The organism is Pannonibacter sp. SL95, from assembly GCF_026672425.1.
Classification (GTDB): Bacteria; Pseudomonadota; Alphaproteobacteria; order Rhizobiales; family Stappiaceae; genus Pannonibacter.
The window spans coordinates 48,206-66,642 of the sequence record NZ_JAPPRC010000003.1; the positions used below are offsets into that span (position 1 = coordinate 48,206).

Annotated in this window: 14 protein-coding genes and 1 riboswitch; of the genes, 6 read left to right on the plus strand and 8 right to left on the minus strand. The window is 66.0% G+C overall.

The window, feature by feature from the left end:
- Window positions 1–5: 5 nt before the first annotated feature.
- The 8 genes from OVA12_RS00835 to OVA12_RS00870 form a co-directional block, all read right to left on the minus strand.
- Window positions 6–1,007, minus strand: coding sequence for a FecCD family ABC transporter permease (locus tag OVA12_RS00835; RefSeq protein ID WP_442793835.1), 1,002 nt, complete (start codon window positions 1,005–1,007; stop codon window positions 6–8).
- 43 nt (window positions 1,008–1,050) lie between these two features.
- Window positions 1,051–1,986 carry an ABC transporter substrate-binding protein gene (locus tag OVA12_RS00840; protein WP_268133745.1) on the minus strand — a complete coding sequence of 312 codons (936 nt, stop codon included), beginning with the start codon at window positions 1,984–1,986 and terminating at the stop codon, window positions 1,051–1,053.
- 16 nt (window positions 1,987–2,002) lie between these two features.
- A complete protein-coding gene (locus OVA12_RS00845) occupies window positions 2,003–2,770 on the minus strand; it encodes an ABC transporter ATP-binding protein (RefSeq protein WP_268133746.1) in 768 nt (255 codons plus the stop codon).
- Window positions 2,767–3,213: a DUF1636 domain-containing protein gene (locus OVA12_RS00850; RefSeq protein ID WP_268133747.1), complete on the minus strand. Its 447-nt coding sequence runs from the start codon at window positions 3,211–3,213 to the stop codon at window positions 2,767–2,769. Before OVA12_RS00850 ends, OVA12_RS00845 begins: the two co-directional genes overlap by 4 nt.
- A 35-nt stretch (window positions 3,214–3,248) precedes the next feature.
- Window positions 3,249–3,480, minus strand: a riboswitch (cobalamin riboswitch).
- Between the two features lie 95 nt (window positions 3,481–3,575).
- Window positions 3,576–4,274 carry an RES family NAD+ phosphorylase gene (locus OVA12_RS00855; protein ID WP_268133748.1) on the minus strand — a complete coding sequence of 233 codons (699 nt, stop codon included), beginning with the start codon at window positions 4,272–4,274 and terminating at the stop codon, window positions 3,576–3,578.
- Window positions 4,271–4,660, minus strand: coding sequence for an MbcA/ParS/Xre antitoxin family protein (locus OVA12_RS00860; RefSeq protein WP_268133749.1), 390 nt, complete (start codon window positions 4,658–4,660; stop codon window positions 4,271–4,273). Before OVA12_RS00860 ends, OVA12_RS00855 begins: the two co-directional genes overlap by 4 nt.
- A gap of 76 nt (window positions 4,661–4,736) precedes the next feature.
- On the minus strand, window positions 4,737–5,687 hold the full coding sequence (locus OVA12_RS00865; RefSeq protein ID WP_268133750.1) for a response regulator transcription factor: 951 nt from the start codon (window positions 5,685–5,687) through the stop codon (window positions 4,737–4,739).
- Complete coding sequence (locus OVA12_RS00870; RefSeq protein WP_268133751.1) at window positions 5,680–9,102, minus strand: hybrid sensor histidine kinase/response regulator; 3,423 nt, start codon at window positions 9,100–9,102, stop codon at window positions 5,680–5,682. Before OVA12_RS00870 ends, OVA12_RS00865 begins: the two co-directional genes overlap by 8 nt.
- Window positions 9,103–9,421: 319 nt before the next feature.
- On the opposite strand from OVA12_RS00870, the gene urtA reads away from it, so the two are divergent.
- The 6 genes from urtA (at window position 9,422) to OVA12_RS00900 (ending at window position 18,427) form a co-directional block, all read left to right on the plus strand.
- Window positions 9,422–10,693, plus strand: a complete 1,272-nt coding sequence (gene urtA, locus OVA12_RS00875) for an urea ABC transporter substrate-binding protein (RefSeq protein ID WP_442793836.1) — start codon at window positions 9,422–9,424, stop codon at window positions 10,691–10,693.
- Between the two features lie 176 nt (window positions 10,694–10,869).
- Complete coding sequence (gene urtB / locus OVA12_RS00880; protein WP_268133752.1) at window positions 10,870–12,498, plus strand: urea ABC transporter permease subunit UrtB; 1,629 nt, start codon at window positions 10,870–10,872, stop codon at window positions 12,496–12,498.
- Window positions 12,495–13,652, plus strand: coding sequence for an urea ABC transporter permease subunit UrtC (gene urtC / locus OVA12_RS00885; protein ID WP_326493876.1), 1,158 nt, complete (start codon window positions 12,495–12,497; stop codon window positions 13,650–13,652). The genes urtB and urtC overlap by 4 nt, the downstream gene beginning before the upstream one ends.
- Window positions 13,653–13,655: 3 nt before the next feature.
- Window positions 13,656–14,399, plus strand: a complete 744-nt coding sequence (gene urtD, locus OVA12_RS00890) for an urea ABC transporter ATP-binding protein UrtD (protein ID WP_268133753.1) — start codon at window positions 13,656–13,658, stop codon at window positions 14,397–14,399.
- A gap of 288 nt (window positions 14,400–14,687) precedes the next feature.
- Window positions 14,688–15,383 carry an urea ABC transporter ATP-binding subunit UrtE gene (gene urtE, locus OVA12_RS00895; protein WP_268133754.1) on the plus strand — a complete coding sequence of 232 codons (696 nt, stop codon included), beginning with the start codon at window positions 14,688–14,690 and terminating at the stop codon, window positions 15,381–15,383.
- An 89-nt stretch (window positions 15,384–15,472) separates the two neighbouring features.
- Entirely contained in the window at window positions 15,473–18,427 is a 2,955-nt protein-coding gene (locus OVA12_RS00900) for an AsmA family protein (protein WP_268133755.1), read from the plus strand.
- Window positions 18,428–18,437: the final 10 nt, after the last annotated feature.

Genomic DNA, 18,437 nt, shown 5'->3' on the forward strand with positions numbered 1-18,437 from the left:
GTGCCTTACCGCTCGCGCGCCATCAGCCAGATGAAGAACACCCCGCCGACGAGGCCGGTGACGATGCCGATGGGCATGTCCTCTGGCGCCATGATCACACGCGCGCAGATGTCGGCTAGGATCAGGAACAGGGCTCCGGCCAGCGCGGATAGCGGGATGACGCGGGCATTGTCGCCGCCGGCAATCAGACGCACCAGATGCGGCATCATGAGGCCGACAAAGCCGATGATGCCGGAGAAGGCAACGCAGACCCCGGTGACAAGGGCGCCGGCGACAAACACCGACAAGCGCAGCCGCGTGACAGGCACGCCGAGTGTCGAGGCTGTCTCGTCTCCGAGGGTGACGGCGTTGAGCGCGCCGGCCTTGAACCACAGCCACAGGCCACAGGGCACCAGCACCGCAAGCGGATAGATCAGGTGGTTCCATTGCGCGAGGCCGAGCCCGCCCAGCATCCAGAACACCACCGTGTGGGTGGCCTTCGGATCGGCCAGGAATATCAGGATGTTGGCCAGCGCCATGATGATGAAGGAGACGGCAACGCCGGCCAGCACCAGCCGGTCGGGCGAGCCGGCGCGGGCGACCTTCACCACGCCCAGCACCACAGCCGTGGCGCCAAGCGCGCCGGCAAAGGCCAGCAGCGGCACGGTCAGGAGACCGAGGAACAGCCCCGTGTGCAGCAGCGCCAGGATGGCGCCGAAGGCCGCGCCCGAGGAAATGCCGAGCAGGTGCGGATCAGCCAGAGGGTTGCGGGTGACCGACTGCAGCACCGCGCCGGTGACCGCAAGTCCGGCTCCGACGAGTGCGGCGAGCAGCGCCCGGGGGAAGCGGATGTCCCACACGATGGCCTCGCGCGCTGGCGTCCAGGTCTCGGTCACGGACCCGGGCAGCAGCTTGTTGGCGACAATCCCGGCGACATCGCCGAGGGGCACGGAAATGGCCCCCACGGCGACGGCGGTCAGGATGGCAAGGACGAGGAGGCCAAGGCCGACCACGCCGGTGAGCAGCACCGGCCAGAGCCGGTGTTGCTCGCCCGGGACGGCGGCCGCAGCCTCACTTTCCAGCGAAACCGTCAACGAGCTTCTCCACGGCGCGGATGTTGCGGGGGCCAGGCGTTGCCTCGACATATTCGAGCACCACGAAGCGGTCGTTCTTCACGGCATCGACATTGGCGAAGGCCGGGTTGGCCTTGAGGAAGGCGATCTTCTGCTCGGCGGTGACCTTGCCGTAGTTCACGATCACGATCACTTCCGGGTTGCGGTCGACCACGGGCTCCCAGGCGACGGTGGCCCAGCTCTTGTCCAGGTCATCCATGATGTTCTTGCCGCCGGCAGCCTCGATCAGCGCGGTCGGCATGGCGTAGCGGCCGGAGGTGAAGGGGGTGTCCTCGCCGCTGTCATAGACGAAGACTCGCAAGGGATTGGACTTGTCGACCTTGGCGGTTGCCTCGGCGAGCCGGGCCTCATAGCCGGCGACCAGCGCCTTTGCCTTGTCCTCGACGCCGAAGATGCGGCCGAGGTTGATCAGGTCGTTGTACATGTCGCCCATGGAGATTTTCTCCTTGGGGCCGATGTGGATGCAGCTTTCGGTCAGCTCGTAGACCTGGATGCCGAAGGGGGCAAGGGTCTCGGGGGTGACCTCGCCGCCGACCTTCATGCCGTAGTTCCAGCCGGCGAAGAAGAAGTCGGCTTCCGCGCCGAGCAGCACTTCCTTGGTCGGGTACTTTTCCGCAAGCTCAGGCAGTTCCTTGACGCCTTCGCGCATTTCCGGATCCAGCGTCTTCCAGCCGGACACGCCGGTGTAGCCGGCCATGCGGTCGGTCAGGCCGAGCACCAGCATCATCTCGGTGAGGTTGACGTCGTTGGAAATGGCGCGCTTCGGTGCGGCCTCGAAGGTCACGTCGCGGTTGCAGCTTTTCACGGTCACCGGATAGGCCGCGGCGGCCACGGTGGAGAGCAGGAAGGCGGCGACGGCAAGTTTCAGACGCATGTCAGGGTCTCTTCAGTCAGAGGTGAAAGGAGAAGCGGGGATGTTGCCCGCTGAGATCGATTCGCGAGCGCACGGCAAAGGCGCCCGCGATGTGGGTTTCCGTGAAGACCTCGGCCGGGGCGCCTTCGGTCAGGACGCGGCCGCCAGCGAGCAGCAGCACCCGGTCGGCGTATTCGGCGGCGAGTGTCAGGTCGTGCAGGGTGGTGATCACCGTGAGGCCGAGGCCCCGCAGCAGCGCCATCAGCTCGAGCTGGTGGCGGATGTCGAGGTGGTTTGTCGGCTCGTCCAGAATCAGCAGCTTGGGCGCCTGGGCCAGCGCCCGGGCCACCATCACGCGCTGGCGCTCGCCGCCCGACAGGGTGCCGAAGGGCCGCTCGGCCAGAGCGTTGAGATGCAGGCGGGCGAGCGCATGGGCAATCGCATCGCGGTCGGCCGAGCCGGCCGCGCTGAGACCGCGTTGATGCGGCAGGCGTCCGAGTGCCACGATCTGGCGCACGGTCAGGGCAAAGTCCGTCGGCTGTTCCTGCAGCACGGCAGCAATCCGGCAGGCGACATCGCGGGCGGGCAGGCTCCAGATATCGGTGCCTTCCAGCCGGACATGCCCGCGGCGGGGACGATGGAAGCGGTAGAGCAGCCGCAGCAGCGACGACTTGCCGGCTCCGTTGGCACCGCAGATCGCCAGCACCTCGCCCTGATTGAGCGTGAGGTTGATGTCGGCCAGGAGGTCAGGCCGGCCGCGCGGTCCCCAGCAGAGGCCTTCCGCCTCGAAAAAGGGCGCGCTCATGTGCAGGCATCGGCATCCGGGGGCAGCACCCGGCCGGAGGCGGGGATGCGCGCGAGGGCGGTCCGGGCGAGCTTGCCGGGCCGCTCCGAGGCCTTGCACCAGCCGTCCGGCAGCGCCTCGTACTGGCGGGCAAAGCGGGCAATGTCCTCGGCATCGGTGAGGTCCATGTCGCCGAAGAGCCAGGTGGTCTTGTCCTGCGACTGGAGGGCGATGGCGCAGGGACGGCCGCAGGCGGCCATGCACTCGATGCCGCCGACGCGCCACGCTGCGTCTGCAGCCATCTGTGCAGTTAGCTCTGCCAGAAGTGCCTTGCCGGGACGGTCTTCACTGCCGCGCGGGCGGCATGTCACGCAGACGACGAGCTCGTGCGTCGGCTCGTTGGATAAGGTCCGGTCGTCGCCGGGAATAGGGGAATGGGCCGTAACCGGCCGCTGAATGGTCACCGAATTTCTCCTTCCGGGGCACCCCGCCCGGTGGCTGTTGTGGGTCGGTGATGGCAGGTCTCCTGACTTGCGGGTCGTCGCCTTGCCCTGCCTTCCCATCCCGCGCCGGTCGTGTGGCACTTGGGACAGTGGCTGTCTGGGGTCGGCTCGCCGCCTACAGTTGCGGGGGCAGTCACGGACTTGGCGCCTGTTGGCTACACCGTACCGTGTTCCCTTTTCACCCGGCAAAGCGCTTGTTCGCCGGGAACCATCACGGCGAATGATCAGGGCAGAGGCGTGTGTTGTCAAGGCGATGCCACCGGGTATGGACGAGACTACCCGGTGTGTATATGTAATGTAATTACGTTACAAGTAGAGACTGCCTAGCCGGCGTCCATCTCGACGGAGAAGTACGGCGTGCCCGACCAGCGCAACGTCCAGCTGGCCCCCGGCCGCACGTTCTGGATGATCCCGGGATCGAAGGCGACGAAGCAGCGGCCGCCGGGCTGGCGCACGGACGGGTAGAGCAGGCCGCGATGTCCCTGACGGCGCAGATCGGCCGCGAGCGCCTGGCCAGCCGGATAGCCGGCCGCCGGTTCCGCCGCCAGCGCCGGGTGATCAGGTGTGTCCGTCAGGTCCGGGAAGTCGCCGATGAAGTCGGCGAGGAGTTCCACATAGGCGGCCTCCGCGTGGAAATGGCCGATGTAGGAGAGCTCCCGCGTGCGGTGAAACCCCACCTCGGCGGCGGAGGTCAATGGATCATAGGCACAGTACCACGCGCCGCGGTCGCCGCCGTTGAAGCGGTTGCCGGTCGGCCGCGTGTAGACAAACGCGGCGTTGATGTGGGTCTCGCCATAGAGGGCGAGATCGGCCTTGCGGCGGAAGAACGCCAGCTCCCGCCTGTCGATACCGGGGCTGCCCTCCCGCTCGGCTTTCAGCCGCGCATTGGTCAGGCCTTCCAGCTCGGCCAGGACTTCCGCTTCCCGGTCGCTGTCGACAAGACCGCGCAGCACGGGCGGCTTGTGGTGCGTTTTCGAGATCAGCCGGATCAGGGCGCGGTCGGCGATCGCGGTCAGCTTCACGCGCCACCTCGGAGGGCATCGAGATAGGTCCGGACACTGAGGATCTTCGGCAGGCCGCCGTCGATCATCGCGTCGACCGGGCGCTGGCCGTCAAATTCTGGCCCGGTGTTGGGCAGCTTGATCCAGCGGTCGGCAAGATCCGGACTGAAGTAGAGCTGCAGCGACTTGTAGATGCCGATGAGGGCGCTGAGGCGCAACAGCTGATCGCGGGTCAGCTCGCCCCGGAAGCTTGCGGTCTTGGCGCGTTTCCAGGAGGAGTCCGACATGTCGCACAGACCTGCGGCCTCGCGAACCGTCAACGACCATGCGTCGGCGACGCGGCTGTAGGCCTTGAGGCCGACGGCCTGAAGGTCGTCGACGGGCCGGGGCTTGAGAGCAGCTTCCATGCGGTCACCGTGCCAATGAGGGTCGATACCCTAAAAATAGATCATATGGACCAAAAAACAAGGTCAAATGATCCGGTTAGAGGTCCCGAAGCACCTCGCTGGCCCGGACGGCGGCGGAGGCGCGGTTCTCGACGCCGAGTTTGACGTAGATCTGCTCGAGGTGCTTGTTCACCGTGCGCGGGCTGAGGCCGAGAATGTCGCCGATGTCCTTGTTGGACTTGCCGCGCGAGATCCAGGTCAGGACATCCGCCTCGCGCGGGGTGAGACCGAAGCGTTGGCGCAGTGCGTCCGTCTGGCCGGGGTGGCTGGCGCTGGTGAGGCGGAACAGGTGCTCGTCAGCGCTGATCGAGCCGATGGGGGCGAATTCATACTGGCCGGCGGCCCCGAGGTCGAGCACAAGCGGGTCTGGCCGCCCCGTCGCCTGTCGGCTGGCGGCTGCGATCCAGCCGGCCAGCGCGGTTCGGATACGGTCCAGCGCGGTTTCGCCCGCAGCAACGTTGCCTCGGTCCAGGGCTTCGAGAACCTGGCTGGTCTGCGGTGTGGACCACTTGATGTTGCCGTCCGCGCTGACGGCGATCAGGTGCCGGCCTGCGGCATCCAGCGCGATGCGGGCGCTCTGGACCTGACGCGCATTGGCAAGGTGCACCCGGATGCGGGCCTGCAGCTCGTCGAGATTGATCGGCTTGGTGAGAAAGTCGACGCCGCCGCTTTCCAGCGCATGCACCACATGCTCCGTCTCGCTGAGGCCGGTCATGAAGATCACCGGCACATGCTCCAGCCCGCGCCGGGCCTTGAGCAGCCGGCAGGTCTCGAAGCCGTCGGGTGCGGGCATCACCGCGTCCATCAGCACCATGTCCGGCGTGATGCGGTCGCAGATGGCCAGCGCGGCGGTGCCGGAGGTGGCGACCAGCACGGTAACGCCGGAGGTCTCCAGAGCCTTTGTCAGGAAGCCGAGGGTCTCGGGGGAATCATCCACCACGAGGACGATGTCGCGCGAGGCGGCGGGGGAACCGGCGGCGTCAGTCATGGGGGGCTGTGTCCTCGAGGATCTTGCGATAGCCGGCAAAGTCGAACTGTTCGATGCTTGTGCGAAGACGGGCGATGAGAGCGGCATCCGCGCCCGCGCTGTCCAGCTCGCTGAGCTTGGCCTCGATGCCATGGACGTAGCCTATGTCGCCGAGGCTGATCAGGTCGCGGATGTGCCGCGATGACAGGGAGGCGGCTGCAACTGGAACCTTGTCGGTCTCGCCGACCACGGCAGGGGCTGGCGTCACAGGGGCCGGGACGATGGACGGGGCATCGCCGGCCCGGGTCCAGCTCAGGCCCAGCAGGCGGCCGATCCGGTCCAGGAGCTGGGCGAGATCGACGGGTTTCGACAGGGCGTCGTCATGCGCCGGTTCGCCGGCCGGGCGCAGGGCCGTGTCGCCGATGTTGGCCGAGAGCATGACGATGGGCGCGGTGAGGCCGCGCTGGCGCAAGAGGGTTGCCACCTGCCAGCCGTTCATGCCGGGCATGGAAATGTCGAGCAGCAGCAGGTCCGGCCTGGTGCGGAAGGCGCTGTCGATGCCCTGCGGCCCGTCGGCGGCCAGCTCCACTTCAAAGCCGAGCGGGGCGAGGATTTCGACCATCAGCGCCCGGTGATCTGCATTGTCGTCGATGACGAGGATCCGGCGGCGCGGGCCGGTGTAGCCGGTGACGGGGCGTTCGGGCGAGACCAGCGGCTGCTGGTCGGCAAGGGCGGCCAGCATCAGCCGGACCTCGAAGGTGCTGCCCTCGCCGGGGCGGCTCGTGACGGCCAGCGAGCCACCGAGGGTCTGCGCCATCAGCTTGGTGATCGTCAGGCCCAGTCCCAGACCGGGCGTGCGGGCGACACTCTCGCCGCTGCCGCGCCCGAAGGGCTCGAAGATGCGGGTCATGTCTTCCTCGCCGATGCCGGTGCCGGTGTCGGAAATGCGGAAGGTGGCGACCTGCGATCGATAGCCGACCTCCAGCGTGATGGTGCCGGCGCTGGTGAATTTCACTGCATTCGACAACAGGTTGACGAGGATCTGCCGCAGGCGCTTTTCATCGGTGCGCACCAGCGTCGGCAGGTTGGGTGCCTTGCGGAACGCGAAGGCAAGGCCGGCCGCCTGGGTCTGCAGCCGCACCATGGCGACGATCTGGTCGAGGAACTCGTGGATGTTGACCGTGGCCATGTCCACCTGCAGCCGGCCGGCCTCGATGCGGGAGATGTCCAGCAAGCCATCGATCAGTCCGGAGAGGTGCTCGGCGCTGCGGCGGATGACGCGAATCGAGGCCTTGCGTTCGCGCGGGATGGCCTCGTCCCGTTCCAGCACCTGGGCATAGCCTAGAACCGCGTTGAGTGGCGTGCGCAGCTCGTGACTGAGGCCAATGACATAGCGGCTCTTGGCAAGGTTGGCGGCCTCGGCGGCTTCCTTGGCCTTCTGCAGCGCGGCGTCTGTCTTGCGGTGCGCCTCGATCTCCTTCAGCAACAGCGAGTTCTGGCGCAGGGATTCCTCTTCTGCAACGTGGCGCGTGTCATGCGCCAGCACCAGGAACCAGACGCCAATGCCTGCCGAGATGGCGAAGACGACGAAGATCAGCGCCACCGTCCGTCCGACCACATCGGCGCCCGGTGGAAGGCTGGTGGCGGCCTGGTGGGTGATCACGGTGAGGATCAGGGCGATGCCGGCGATGACCGGAACGGCGGTCATGAGATAGCGGCCGAGCCGGGTGGAGAGATGTTCCAGGACCCAGGCGGGCAGGGCGGTCTCGGCGACGCTGCGGGTCTGATATTTCAGCCGGGCCTTCGGCTTGCAGCTGTCATGACAACGGGCATCCAGCGTGCAGCAGAGCGAGCAGATCGGCACCTGATAGGCTGGGCAATAGGCCATGTCCTCGGGCTCGAAGGGGTTCTCGCAGATCGAGCAGGTGATGGCCGTCTTTGTCTGCCAGTGCCGGCGCGGCTTGCGCGCCAGATAGTACTTGCCGCCCGTGGCGAAGGCGATGGCCGGGGCGAGCACGAAGGCAAGGCCAAGCGCGATGAAGGTGGCGAGGGACGCTGCCAGTTGCCCGAAGGTGCCATAATGGGCGAGCAGCGCGACGATGGCGGCAAGGCTCATGGCGCCGGTGCCGACCGGATTGATGTCATAAAGATGCGCGCGCTTGAACTCGATGCCGGGGGGTGACAGGCCGAGCGGCTTGTTCACGAACAGGTCCGCCGAGATCGCCGACAGCCAGGCCATGGCGATGATCGAGAACACGCCAAGCGTTTCCTCCAGGAGGCCGTAGATGCCGAGTTCCATCAGGAGGAGCGCGATGCCGACGTTGAAGACCAGCCAGACCACGCGGCCCGGATGGGAATGGGTGAGCCGGGAGAAGAAGTTCGACCAGGCCAGCGACCCTGCATAGGCATTCATCACGTTGATCTTCAGCTGCGCCACCACGACGAAGGCAGCCATCAGCAGCACGGCGGCCTGCTCGGACGGCAGCATGTAGCCGAAGGCGACCGCATACATGCGCGAAGGCTCGTCTGCCTCCGCCACCGGAACGCCGGCGGAGAGGACGAGCACGGCCAGGAATGACCCGGCGATCAGCTTCGGCAGACCGATGATGACCCAGCCGGGGCCGGCCAGAAACAGGGCAAGGCGGCGCAGGATCCCGGGCTTTTCCCCCGGAGGAAGGAAGCGCAGGAAGTCGACCTGCTCGCCGATCTGGGCCATCAGCGCCAGGATCACCGCCGAGGCCGCGCCGAACTGCATCAGGTCAACCGGATTGGAGTCCGGCGCGCGGGGGGCTCCTGTCGCCGGATCAATGCCGGAAAAGCTGAGCCAGTCCGCCACGGCACCCCAGTCTGCGAAGGCGATGAAGACAAAAGGCAGGATGTTGAGCACCAGCCAGAAAGGCTGCGTCAGGATCTGGAAGCGGCTGATGAGCGTGATGCCATGGGTGACCAGCGGGATCACCACCAGCGCGCTGACGATGTAGCCGATCCAAAGCGGCAGGCCGAAGGCGTAGTCGAGCGCGCTCGACATGATCGAGGCTTCGATGGCGAACAGGATGAAGGTGAAGCTGGCGTAGATCAGCGAGGTCAGCGTCGAGCCGATGTAGCCGAAACCGGCGCCGCGGGTCAGCAGGTCGATGTCGACGCCATGGCGCATGGCCGAGCGGGCAATCGGCCAGCCGACCAGCAGAAGCACGAGACAGCCGACCAGGATCGCGGCAAAGGCATTGGCCGTGCCGTAGGACAGGGTGATGGCGCCGCCGATGGCCTCCAGCGCCAGAAAGGCGATTGCGCCGCCGGCCGTATGCGAGATCGCGCGGCTGGAGAGGCGACGGGCGCTCTTGGCCGTGAAGCGCAGGGCATAGTCTTCCAGGGTCTGGTTGTTGACCCATTGGTTGTAATGCCGCCGCACCGGCAGGATGCGCTGGCGCGCGGTCATGCAATCCGCCTCCCTTCTGGGCATTTGCCGAAATTTTGAGCCGCAACGGCAGGTTCGGCCCGGCCAGAGCCGTCATTTCTGCCGGGTCTCGCGTCGTCTCGCTCGGCTTTGCAGGGTTCGTGCCGCTTTGCCTGCCTATCGCACGGGCGACGGCGCGGATGACGCAGGGCGCTTACGTCAATCGACGTATGTTGCGCCGCGATATCGCAGCGCACGATCCCCTTCGACGGCTGAGGGAACCAGCCGGCCGCAAGAATGGCCAAGGTCAAGGCAGTCGGGGACAGAAGGGGACAAACAGATGATGAAACTGAAAAGCCGCATGGCAGGGCTGACGCTCGCAGGTCTGATGGCATCGACCATGATGGGCGGTGCGATGGCCGAGGAGACCATCAAGATCGGCATCCTGCACTCGCTCTCGGGCACGATGGCGATTTCCGAGACCACGCTGAAGGACACGATGCTGTTCCTCATCGAGGAGCAGAACAAGAAGGGCGGCGTGCTCGGCAAGAAGCTGGAAGCCGTGGTCGTTGACCCGGCCTCAGACTGGCCGCTGTTTGCCGAAAAGGCGCGCGAGCTGATCTCGGTCAACAAGGTCTCGGCCGTGTTCGGCTGCTGGACCTCGGTGTCGCGCAAGTCGGTTCTGCCGGTGTTCGAGGAGCTGAACTCGATCCTGTTCTACCCCGTCCAGTATGAAGGCGAGGAAAGCCAGCGCAACGTCTTCTACACCGGCGCTGCCCCCAACCAGCAGGCGATCCCGGCGGTGGATTACCTGATGAAGGACGAAGGCGTCGAGCGCTGGGTTCTGGCCGGCACCGACTATGTCTATCCGCGCACGACCAACAAGATCCTTGAAGCCTACCTGAAGTCGAAGGGCGTCAAGGACGAGGACATCATGATCAACTACACGCCGTTCGGTCATTCCGACTGGCAGACGATCGTGTCCGACATCAAGGCTTTCGGCTCGGCTGGCAAGAAGACCGCGGTGGTCTCGACGATCAACGGCGACGCCAACGTGCCGTTCTACAAGGAACTGGGCAACGCCGGCATCAAAGCCGAAGACATCCCCGTCGTCGCCTTCTCGGTGGGTGAGGAAGAGCTCGCCGGCCTCGACACCGCGCCGCTGGTTGGTCACCTGGCCGCCTGGAACTACTTCCAGTCCGTCGACAACCCGGTCAATGCCGAGTTCATCTCCAGCTGGCGTGCGTTCACCGGCAACGACAAGCGCGTGACCAATGACCCGATGGAAGCGCATTACATCGGCTTCAACATGTGGGTGAAGGCGGTCGAGAAGGCTGGCACCGTCGATCCGGATGCCGTGATCGACTCCCTCGTCGGCGTGTCCGTGCCGAACCTCTCCGGCGGCTACTCGGCCATGATGCCGAACCACCACATCACCAAGCCGGTGCTCATCGGCGAGATCCAGGCCGACGGCCAGTTCGAGACCGTATGGGAAACCCCGGGCCTCGTGGTGGGCGACGAGTGGTCTGACTACCTCGAAGGCTCCAAGGACCTGATCGCCGACTGGCGCGCGCCGCTGTCCTGCGGAAACTTCAACGTCAAGACCGGCAAGTGCGGCGGCTCCGGCAGCTGATGTGAGCGTAAGCGAGGTCTCCTTTCCGGATGTCCGGGAAGGGGGCTTTCGAGACGCTGACAAGCTCTCCGCGTCACCCCGGCTCTCGCGTTGCTCGGCCGGGGTGACACGGAGCGGGTGCGGAAAATGGTTTGCATGTTGGCCCAATCCCAAATTCTTCCAGCCTGGTGGCGCATATGTCTCTGAAAAATCTGATGATCTGCCTGCTGGCGCTGGTGATGGGCTGCATGGTCCAGACAACCGGTCATGCAGAGGGCGTTGAGGTGCTTCGGCCACTGGTCAATGCGCTGGCTAAGGGCGGCTTCAAGGAAACGGAGGCGCAGGTCGGTGCGCTGGCTGCGACGGCAAACCCGGCTGTGGCACCCGCGCTTGAGGCGCTGTCCAACGGTGACCTTTATGAGCGCAAGAGCGACAAGCTGGTCGTTATCGGGACCAAGGCTGGCGCGGATCTCGCCCTGACCGATCCGCTAACAGGCGAGGCGCTCGGCACCACGTCGCCGGCGGCGCTGACAAAGATCAAGGTCAACAATGGCTTGCGCCGCACCATCCGCAGCGCGCTGGGCGGCCTGACGCTGATGGCGCCGGATCCGCAGGTGCGGATGGCTGCGGCGGGTGCGATGTTCAAATCGGTCGACGTCGAAGGATTGGCGCTGCTGGATGCGGCGATTGCGGCCGAGACCGACGCTCGCGTTCTGACCGTAATGCAGGAGGCGCGGGCTGCCGTTCTCCTCGCGGTCGATGCGCCCGAAACAACCAAGATCGAGGCCGTTCGCGTGCTGGCGGGCCGCGGTGACCGGGATGCCCTGTCGATCCTGACGGGCGTAGCCGGAAACGCCGGGACGCCGGTTGCCCTGCGCGATGCCGCGACCCGCGCCATCACCGGCATCAACCAGAACTTGGCGCTCTGGGATGTTGGCCAGAATGTCTGGTACGGCATTTCGCTGGGGTCTGTGCTGTTGCTGGCCGCCATCGGCCTTGCCATCACCTTCGGTGTAATGGGCGTCATCAACATGGCGCATGGCGAGATGGTAATGATCGGGGCCTATGTCACCTTCATGGTGCAGGAGGTGATCCGCACCACCGCGCCGGGACTGTTCGGCGGCTCGCTCGCCATCGCCCTGCCGCTTGCCTTTCTCGTGACCGCGCTGATCGGCATTGCCATCGAGCGCGGGATCATCCGCTTCCTCTATGGCCGGCCGCTGGAGACACTGCTGGCCACCTGGGGCCTGTCGCTGATCCTGCAGCAGGCCGTGCGTTCCATCTTCGGCCCGACCAATCGGGAAGTCGGCAATCCGGACTGGATGTCCGGTGCCTTCCAGCTCGGCGAGATGACGATCACCTACAACCGCCTCTGGATCGTGGTGTTCTCGCTGCTGGTCTTTGCTGGGCTGATGCTGGTGCTGAAGAAGACGCCCTTTGGCCTCTATACGCGGGCTGTGACCCAGAACCGGCGCATGGCAGCCTCGATGGGCATCCGCACACCCTGGATCGACGCGCTGACCTTCGGGCTTGGGTCGGGCATTGCTGGCATTGCCGGGGTGGCGCTGTCGCAGATCGACAACGTGTCGCCCAACCTCGGTCAGGGTTACATCATCGACAGCTTCATGGTCGTGGTGTTCGGCGGGGTCGGCAATCTCTGGGGCACGCTTGTCGGCGCGCTGACGCTTGGTGTGGTGAACAAGTTCCTGGAACCCTATGCCGGGGCAGTGCTCGCCAAGATCCTCATGCTCGTCTTCATCATCCTCTTCATCCAGAAGCGTCCGCGGGGGCTGTTCGCCCTCAAGGGCCGGGCAGTCGAAGCATGATTACGTCGTTTCTCGTTCGCGCCTTCGACCGCCAGGCGGCGCTGTTCCTGGCCATCCTCGGTCTTGTCATTGTTGCGGTGCCGGCGCTCAACCTGCTGCTACCGCCTGACCATCCGCTGCATGTGCCGACCTATGCGGTCAGCCTGATGGGCAAGTATCTGACCTATGCGCTGCTGGCGCTGTCGGTGGATCTGGTCTGGGGTTACTGCGGCATCCTCTCGCTCGGACACGGTGCCTTCTTTGCCCTCGGCGGCTATGCCATGGGCATGTACCTGATGCGCCAGATCGGACCGCGCGGCGTTTATGGTGACCCGGTGCTGCCGGACTTCATGGTGTTCCTGAACTGGAAGGAGCTGCCCTGGTATTGGACCGGCTTCGACATGTTCCCCTATGCGTTGATGATGGTGCTCTTGGTGCCGGGCGTGCTGGCCTTCATCTTCGGCTGGTTTGCCTTCCGCTCGCGTGTGTCCGGGGTTTATCTGTCGATCATCACCCAGGCGCTCACCTATGCGCTGCTGCTCGCCTTCTTCCGCAATGACATGGGCTTTGGCGGCAACAATGGCCTCACCGACTTCAAGGACATCCTCGGCTTCCCGGTCCAGGCGGACGGAACCCGCGCGGCGCTGTTCGTGGCCTCCGGGCTGGCCCTGGTGCTGTGCTTCCTGCTGGCCCGCTCGGTCACCCGGTCCAAGCTCGGCAAGGTGCTGGTGGCGGTGCGCGATGCGGAAAGCCGCACGCGCTTCCTCGGCTACCGGGTGGAGCATTACAAGCTGTTCGTCTGGACCCTGTCGGCGATGATGGCCGGGCTTGCAGGGGCGCTCTACGTGCCGCAGGTCGGCATCATCAACCCGGGCGAGTTCGAGCCGGCCAATTCCATCGAGGCCGTCATCTGGGTGGCCGTCGGCGGGCGGGGCACGCTGTTCGGCCCGATCTTTGGCGCGGTGCTGGTCAACTATGGCAAGACCTGGTTCACGGCGGTGCTGCCGGAGGTCTGGCTGTTTGCCCTTGGTGCCCTGTTCGTCGTCGTCACCCTGTTCCTGCCGAAAGGGCTGGTCGGTCTGGCCGCCATGGTGCGGGCCCGGCTGCCCCGGCACCGGACGCTGAAATCCGAACCCGCAACGCCCTCCACGGGCGAACCCCAACCGGCGGAGTAAGCCATGCGCCAGTCCAGCCTTCTCTATTTCGACGGCGTCAGTGTTTCCTTCGACGGGTTCCGCGCGCTCAATTCGCTCTCGCTGGTGATCGAGCCGGGGGAAATGCGGGCGATCATTGGCCCCAATGGCGCCGGCAAGACGACGATGATGGATGTCATCACCGGCAAGACCCGGCCCGACAGCGGCGAAGTGTTCTTTGGCGGCGCCACGGACCTTACCCGCATGGATGAAGCGGCGATTGCGGAACTCGGCATTGGCCGCAAGTTCCAGAAGCCGACCGTGTTCGAGAGCCATACCGTCTGGGACAATCTGGAGCTGGCGCTGAAAGCGCCGCGCGGGCCGTTCTCGACGTTGTTCCATGTGCTGCGCCCTGCAGAAAGAGCCCGCATCGAGGACTTGCTGGAGCTGATCCGGCTCGGCAGCCGGCGGGACGATCTGGCGGCCAACCTCAGCCACGGCCAGAAGCAATGGCTGGAGATCGGCATGCTGCTGGCGCAGGAACCGCAGCTGCTTCTGGTCGACGAGCCGGCAGCCGGCATGACCGACGCGGAGACTGCCGAGACGGCCGATCTCCTGCGCGACATCAACAAGACCCGCTCGGTCGTGGTGGTGGAACACGACATGACCTTCATCCGCGCGCTGGGCGTCAAGGTGACGGTTCTGCACGAGGGATCGGTGCTGGCCGAGGGCTCGATCGACCACGTGTCGTCGGACGAGCGGGTGGTGGAGGTTTATCTCGGGCGGTGAAGCAATAGCCCGCCCGGCTTGTCTGGCCGCCCTCTCCCCCCTTGAGGGGGAGATGCCCCCTTCAGGGGGCAGAGGGGGGTGTCAGCCTCTCAGACCATGAGAGCGGCAGGAACGTGTTTGGGCGCCGCCACCCCCCTCTGTCTGCTGATGCAGACATCTCCCCCTCAAGGGGGGAGAGGAAGCCGCGGCAAGTTGGAAGGCAATGCGCGACGGTTGGTCTGTTTCGGACCTCCCTCCACGGGGGGCGAAAACAGGCGGTGGCGTTTGATGGCGAATTCGGAGCAGACCATGCTGAGCGTTGAGAAGATTGATCTGCATTACGGGGCCGCGCAGGCGCTGAAGGCGGTGTCGCTGGAGGCGAAGGTGGGCGAAGTGACCTGCGTCATGGGACGCAACGGGGTGGGGAAGACGTCGACCTTGCGCGCGATTGCAGGGCAACAAGACATCAGTGCCGGACGCATCCTGTGGAATGGGCAAGACATTTCGAAGCTGGCGCCGCATCAGCGGGCAAAGCTCGGCATTGCGGTGGTGCCGCAAGGGCGCGAGATATTCCCGCTCCTGAGCGTGAAGGAAAACCTCGAAACCGGTTTTGCACCTCTGCCCTGGCGCGACCGCAAGCTCCCGGCCGAGATCTTCGAGCTGTTTCCGGTGCTGAAGGCGATGCTGTCGCGTCGCGGCGGCGACCTTTCGGGCGGCCAGCAGCAGCAGCTCGCCATTGCCCGCGCCCTCGTCACCCGGCCGCGCCTGCTGATCCTTGACGAGCCGACCGAAGGCATCCAGCCGTCGATCATCAAGGATATCGGCCGGGCCATCGACTGGTTGCGGCAGCAAGGCACGATGGCCATCGTTCTGGTGGAGCAATACTTCGAATTTGCCCGCGATCTGGCTGACACATTCGCGGTCATGGACCGCGGCGAGGTGGTCATGGCCGGCGCGCGCGCCGAGCTGGACGAGCAGGAAGTCCGCCGCCACCTGACAGTTTAGACGATCCCTGAGGTCACCGGGCGATCAATGGTCACGCTGTTGACACGCTTTGCCTTAGACTAGCCGCGATTCGATTGCGGAGAGACGGGATGAAGCGCGCGCTGATCGCACTGGCCGGAACGGGCCTCGTCGTCGGGACGGCTGTGTTCGTTGTGCCCATGTTCCTTCCGCGCGAGGCGATCAAGGCGCGGGTGGTGCAGGAGCTGGAAGCGGCCACAGGCTGGTACCTCAGGGTCGATGGCGGCGTCGAGGTGTCGCTGTTTCCCGGCCTGCATCTGACTGCGAAGGACGTTGGCCTGTCCGGTGAGGCGGGCACACGCGGGCTGGAATTTGCCAAGGCGGAGGCGGTGGAGTTCTCGCTCGCCTGGGGCGCGCTGTTTGGCGGCGCGGTTCAGGTGACCGGTGTGCGGCTCGACGCGCCGCGCCTGCAGCTTGAAATTGCCGCCGACGGCCAGACCAGCTGGGCCCCGCGCCAGCCGATGAAGCGGATCGAAGGCGTCTTCACCCAGTTTGATGGCGCAACCCCGGCGCCAGACCAGCCAGCGCAGCCGGCCAGCGAGCCGCCTGCCGCCGTCACGGGCGGCGATCAGGGCGCCGTGCGCGAACTCTCCGGCCTGACCCGTGTCGGTTTCGACGATGTCGAGATCGTACGCGGGCAGATTGCCTATGCTGATGCCCGCAGCGGCAGGGACCTTCTCCTGACCGGCGTGGATGCGCGGTTGGCCGTGCCGGATCTCGCCGGTCCGGCCCGCCTGTCCGGAACCGCCACCTGGCAGGGCCTGCCGGTCAAGCTTGAGGCGGAAGCGGATTCTCCGGTGAAGCTTGCGGGCGGTGCGGCGGCAGCCGTTTCCGCGACCCTGTCATCGGGGGCAACAAGCCTGTCGGCCAAGGGAAGCCTCGGCCTTGCGCCGCTTGCGCTTGACCTGCGTCTCGACGGCAAGGCGGCTTCGCTTGCGGAGGCACTTGCCCTGACCGGCTCCTCTCCGGCTGAATTGCCGGCGCTGGCCGGGGCGGTCAGCCTGTCCGGCCGCGTCGCGGCGAGCCCGGCCGAGGTGCTGGTGCACGAGGCGTCCTTCAGCGTTGGCGCGATGACGCTGGCCGGGGCTGCGCAAGCCGAGCTTGGCGGCAAGGCGCCCCGGATCACTGGCCGTGTGCAGTCGACCGGCGGCACGCTGGCCGACGTCTTGACCCTGACAGGCCGCAGCCTGCCGGCGGAAGGAGCCTTTGCAACCGATCTGGCCTTCTCGGCCCAGGGCCAGTCGACGCCGGAACTTCTGGCAAGCCTTGCCTTGTCGGGCAGTGTCACGCTGAGCGATGGCACAGTCTCGGGGCTCGGGCTTGCGGGCCTGGCTGGCGGTGACCCGCAAGCGGACCGCCTCACCGGCCTCAACATGACGGCGAAATTCGACGGGTTGGACAAGCCGATTGCCGTCACCGGTCAGGTGAAATGGCGCGACGAACCCTTTGCCATTCGCGGCAAGGCGACACCCGCGCCGCTTCTGGCCGGTCTGCCCGCACCGCTCGAAGTGAAGGCGCAAGGCCAGCGCGTGACGATCGGATTTGACGGGCGCGTCGCCGGAGCCAAGGGGCTCGACGGCGATGTTGTCCTGGACACCGCAGACCTGCGCGGCCTGCTGTCCTGGCTCGGGCGCCCCCTGCCGAAGGGCGACGGACTGAAGAACCTGTCGCTGGCCGGGCAGCTGGCAGCGGCACCTGATGCGGTCAGCTTCTCGCAGGCGCGCTTCACGCTCGACGGCATCAAGGGAACGGGCGAGGGCAGCCTGCGCCTTTCCGGAACGCCGAAGCTGACGGCGAAACTCGCGCTGGAGAGCCTACCGCTTGATCCCTATCTTGGCCGCGCGACATCGACGGCGGCCGGTGGCAAGCAGTCGGGCGGCAAGACGCCGAAGACCGCAGCACCCGCCGGATGGAGCAACGCTCCGGTCGACTTTGGCGGGCTTGCCGCGCTCGATGCCGACTTGTCATTGACTGCAGGGGCGATCACCTGGGACAAGATCAGCATCGGCGAAAGCAAGGTCGCTGTGTTGATCACCAATGGCACGCTCGCCGCCAGTCTGGAGCGCATGGCGCTGTACGGTGGCAGCGGCAAGGGTAACCTCTCGGTCGAGGGCGGCGCGCGGCAGCCCCGGATCAGCGCAGCGCTGGAGCTTGCCGGGCTGAATGGACGCGACTTCCTGCGCGATGCGGCCGGGATCTCCTGGCTGCAGGGGCAGGCTGGACTGTCCTTTGATGTGACGACGCAAGGTGGCAGCGAGGCGGAGCTGGTCGGTAACCTTGGCGGCACGGCGCGGGTTGCGTTTGCCGATGGCGCCATCCTCGGCGTCAACATTCCAAAGATGGTGCGCGGCCTTGCGGTTGAAACCCTGCTGGGCTGGCAGACGGCGAAGGACAACCAGACGGACTTTACCAGCCTCAGCGCCTCGTTCTCGCTTCAGAACGGCGTCGCGGTCAGTAGCGATCTGGCGATGAACGGGCCCCTTCTGCAGATGACCGGCGGCGGCACGACGGACATGCCGGCGATGACGCTGGACTGGCGCGTGGAACCGCAGATCGTGCCGAGCCTTGAAGGCATCGCACCGCAGCCGCGCAAGAAGGGCGCGGACAAGGTGATGGGCGGCCTTGGCGTGCCGATTGTCATTCGCGGCCCCTGGTCCCAGCCGCAGATCTATCCGGACATCCAGGGGATCCTGGAAAACCCAGCTGCTGCCTACAAGCAGCTGGAGGAGGATGGCGGTGGCTTCGTCAAGCTGCTGCGTACCAAGCCGGAAGATGTGCTCAACACGGCTGCTGGCAAGCTGATCGAACAGGCGACGGGCGGCAAGACACAGATCGACGTGCAGAAGGTGCTCGATGGCGAGGTGAACGACCAGGAAGTGCTGAAGGCCGTCGAGCAGGGCTTCGGCCTGCCAAGCGGGTTCCTCGGGTCTCTGGGCGTGAAGGGCCTGCAACCCGGTCAGGAAACCCAGGGCGAGGCTGGCCCCGTTGTGATCCCGGACCAGCCGGCTGCGCCGCCGCCGCCGTAAGCGCGGTTGT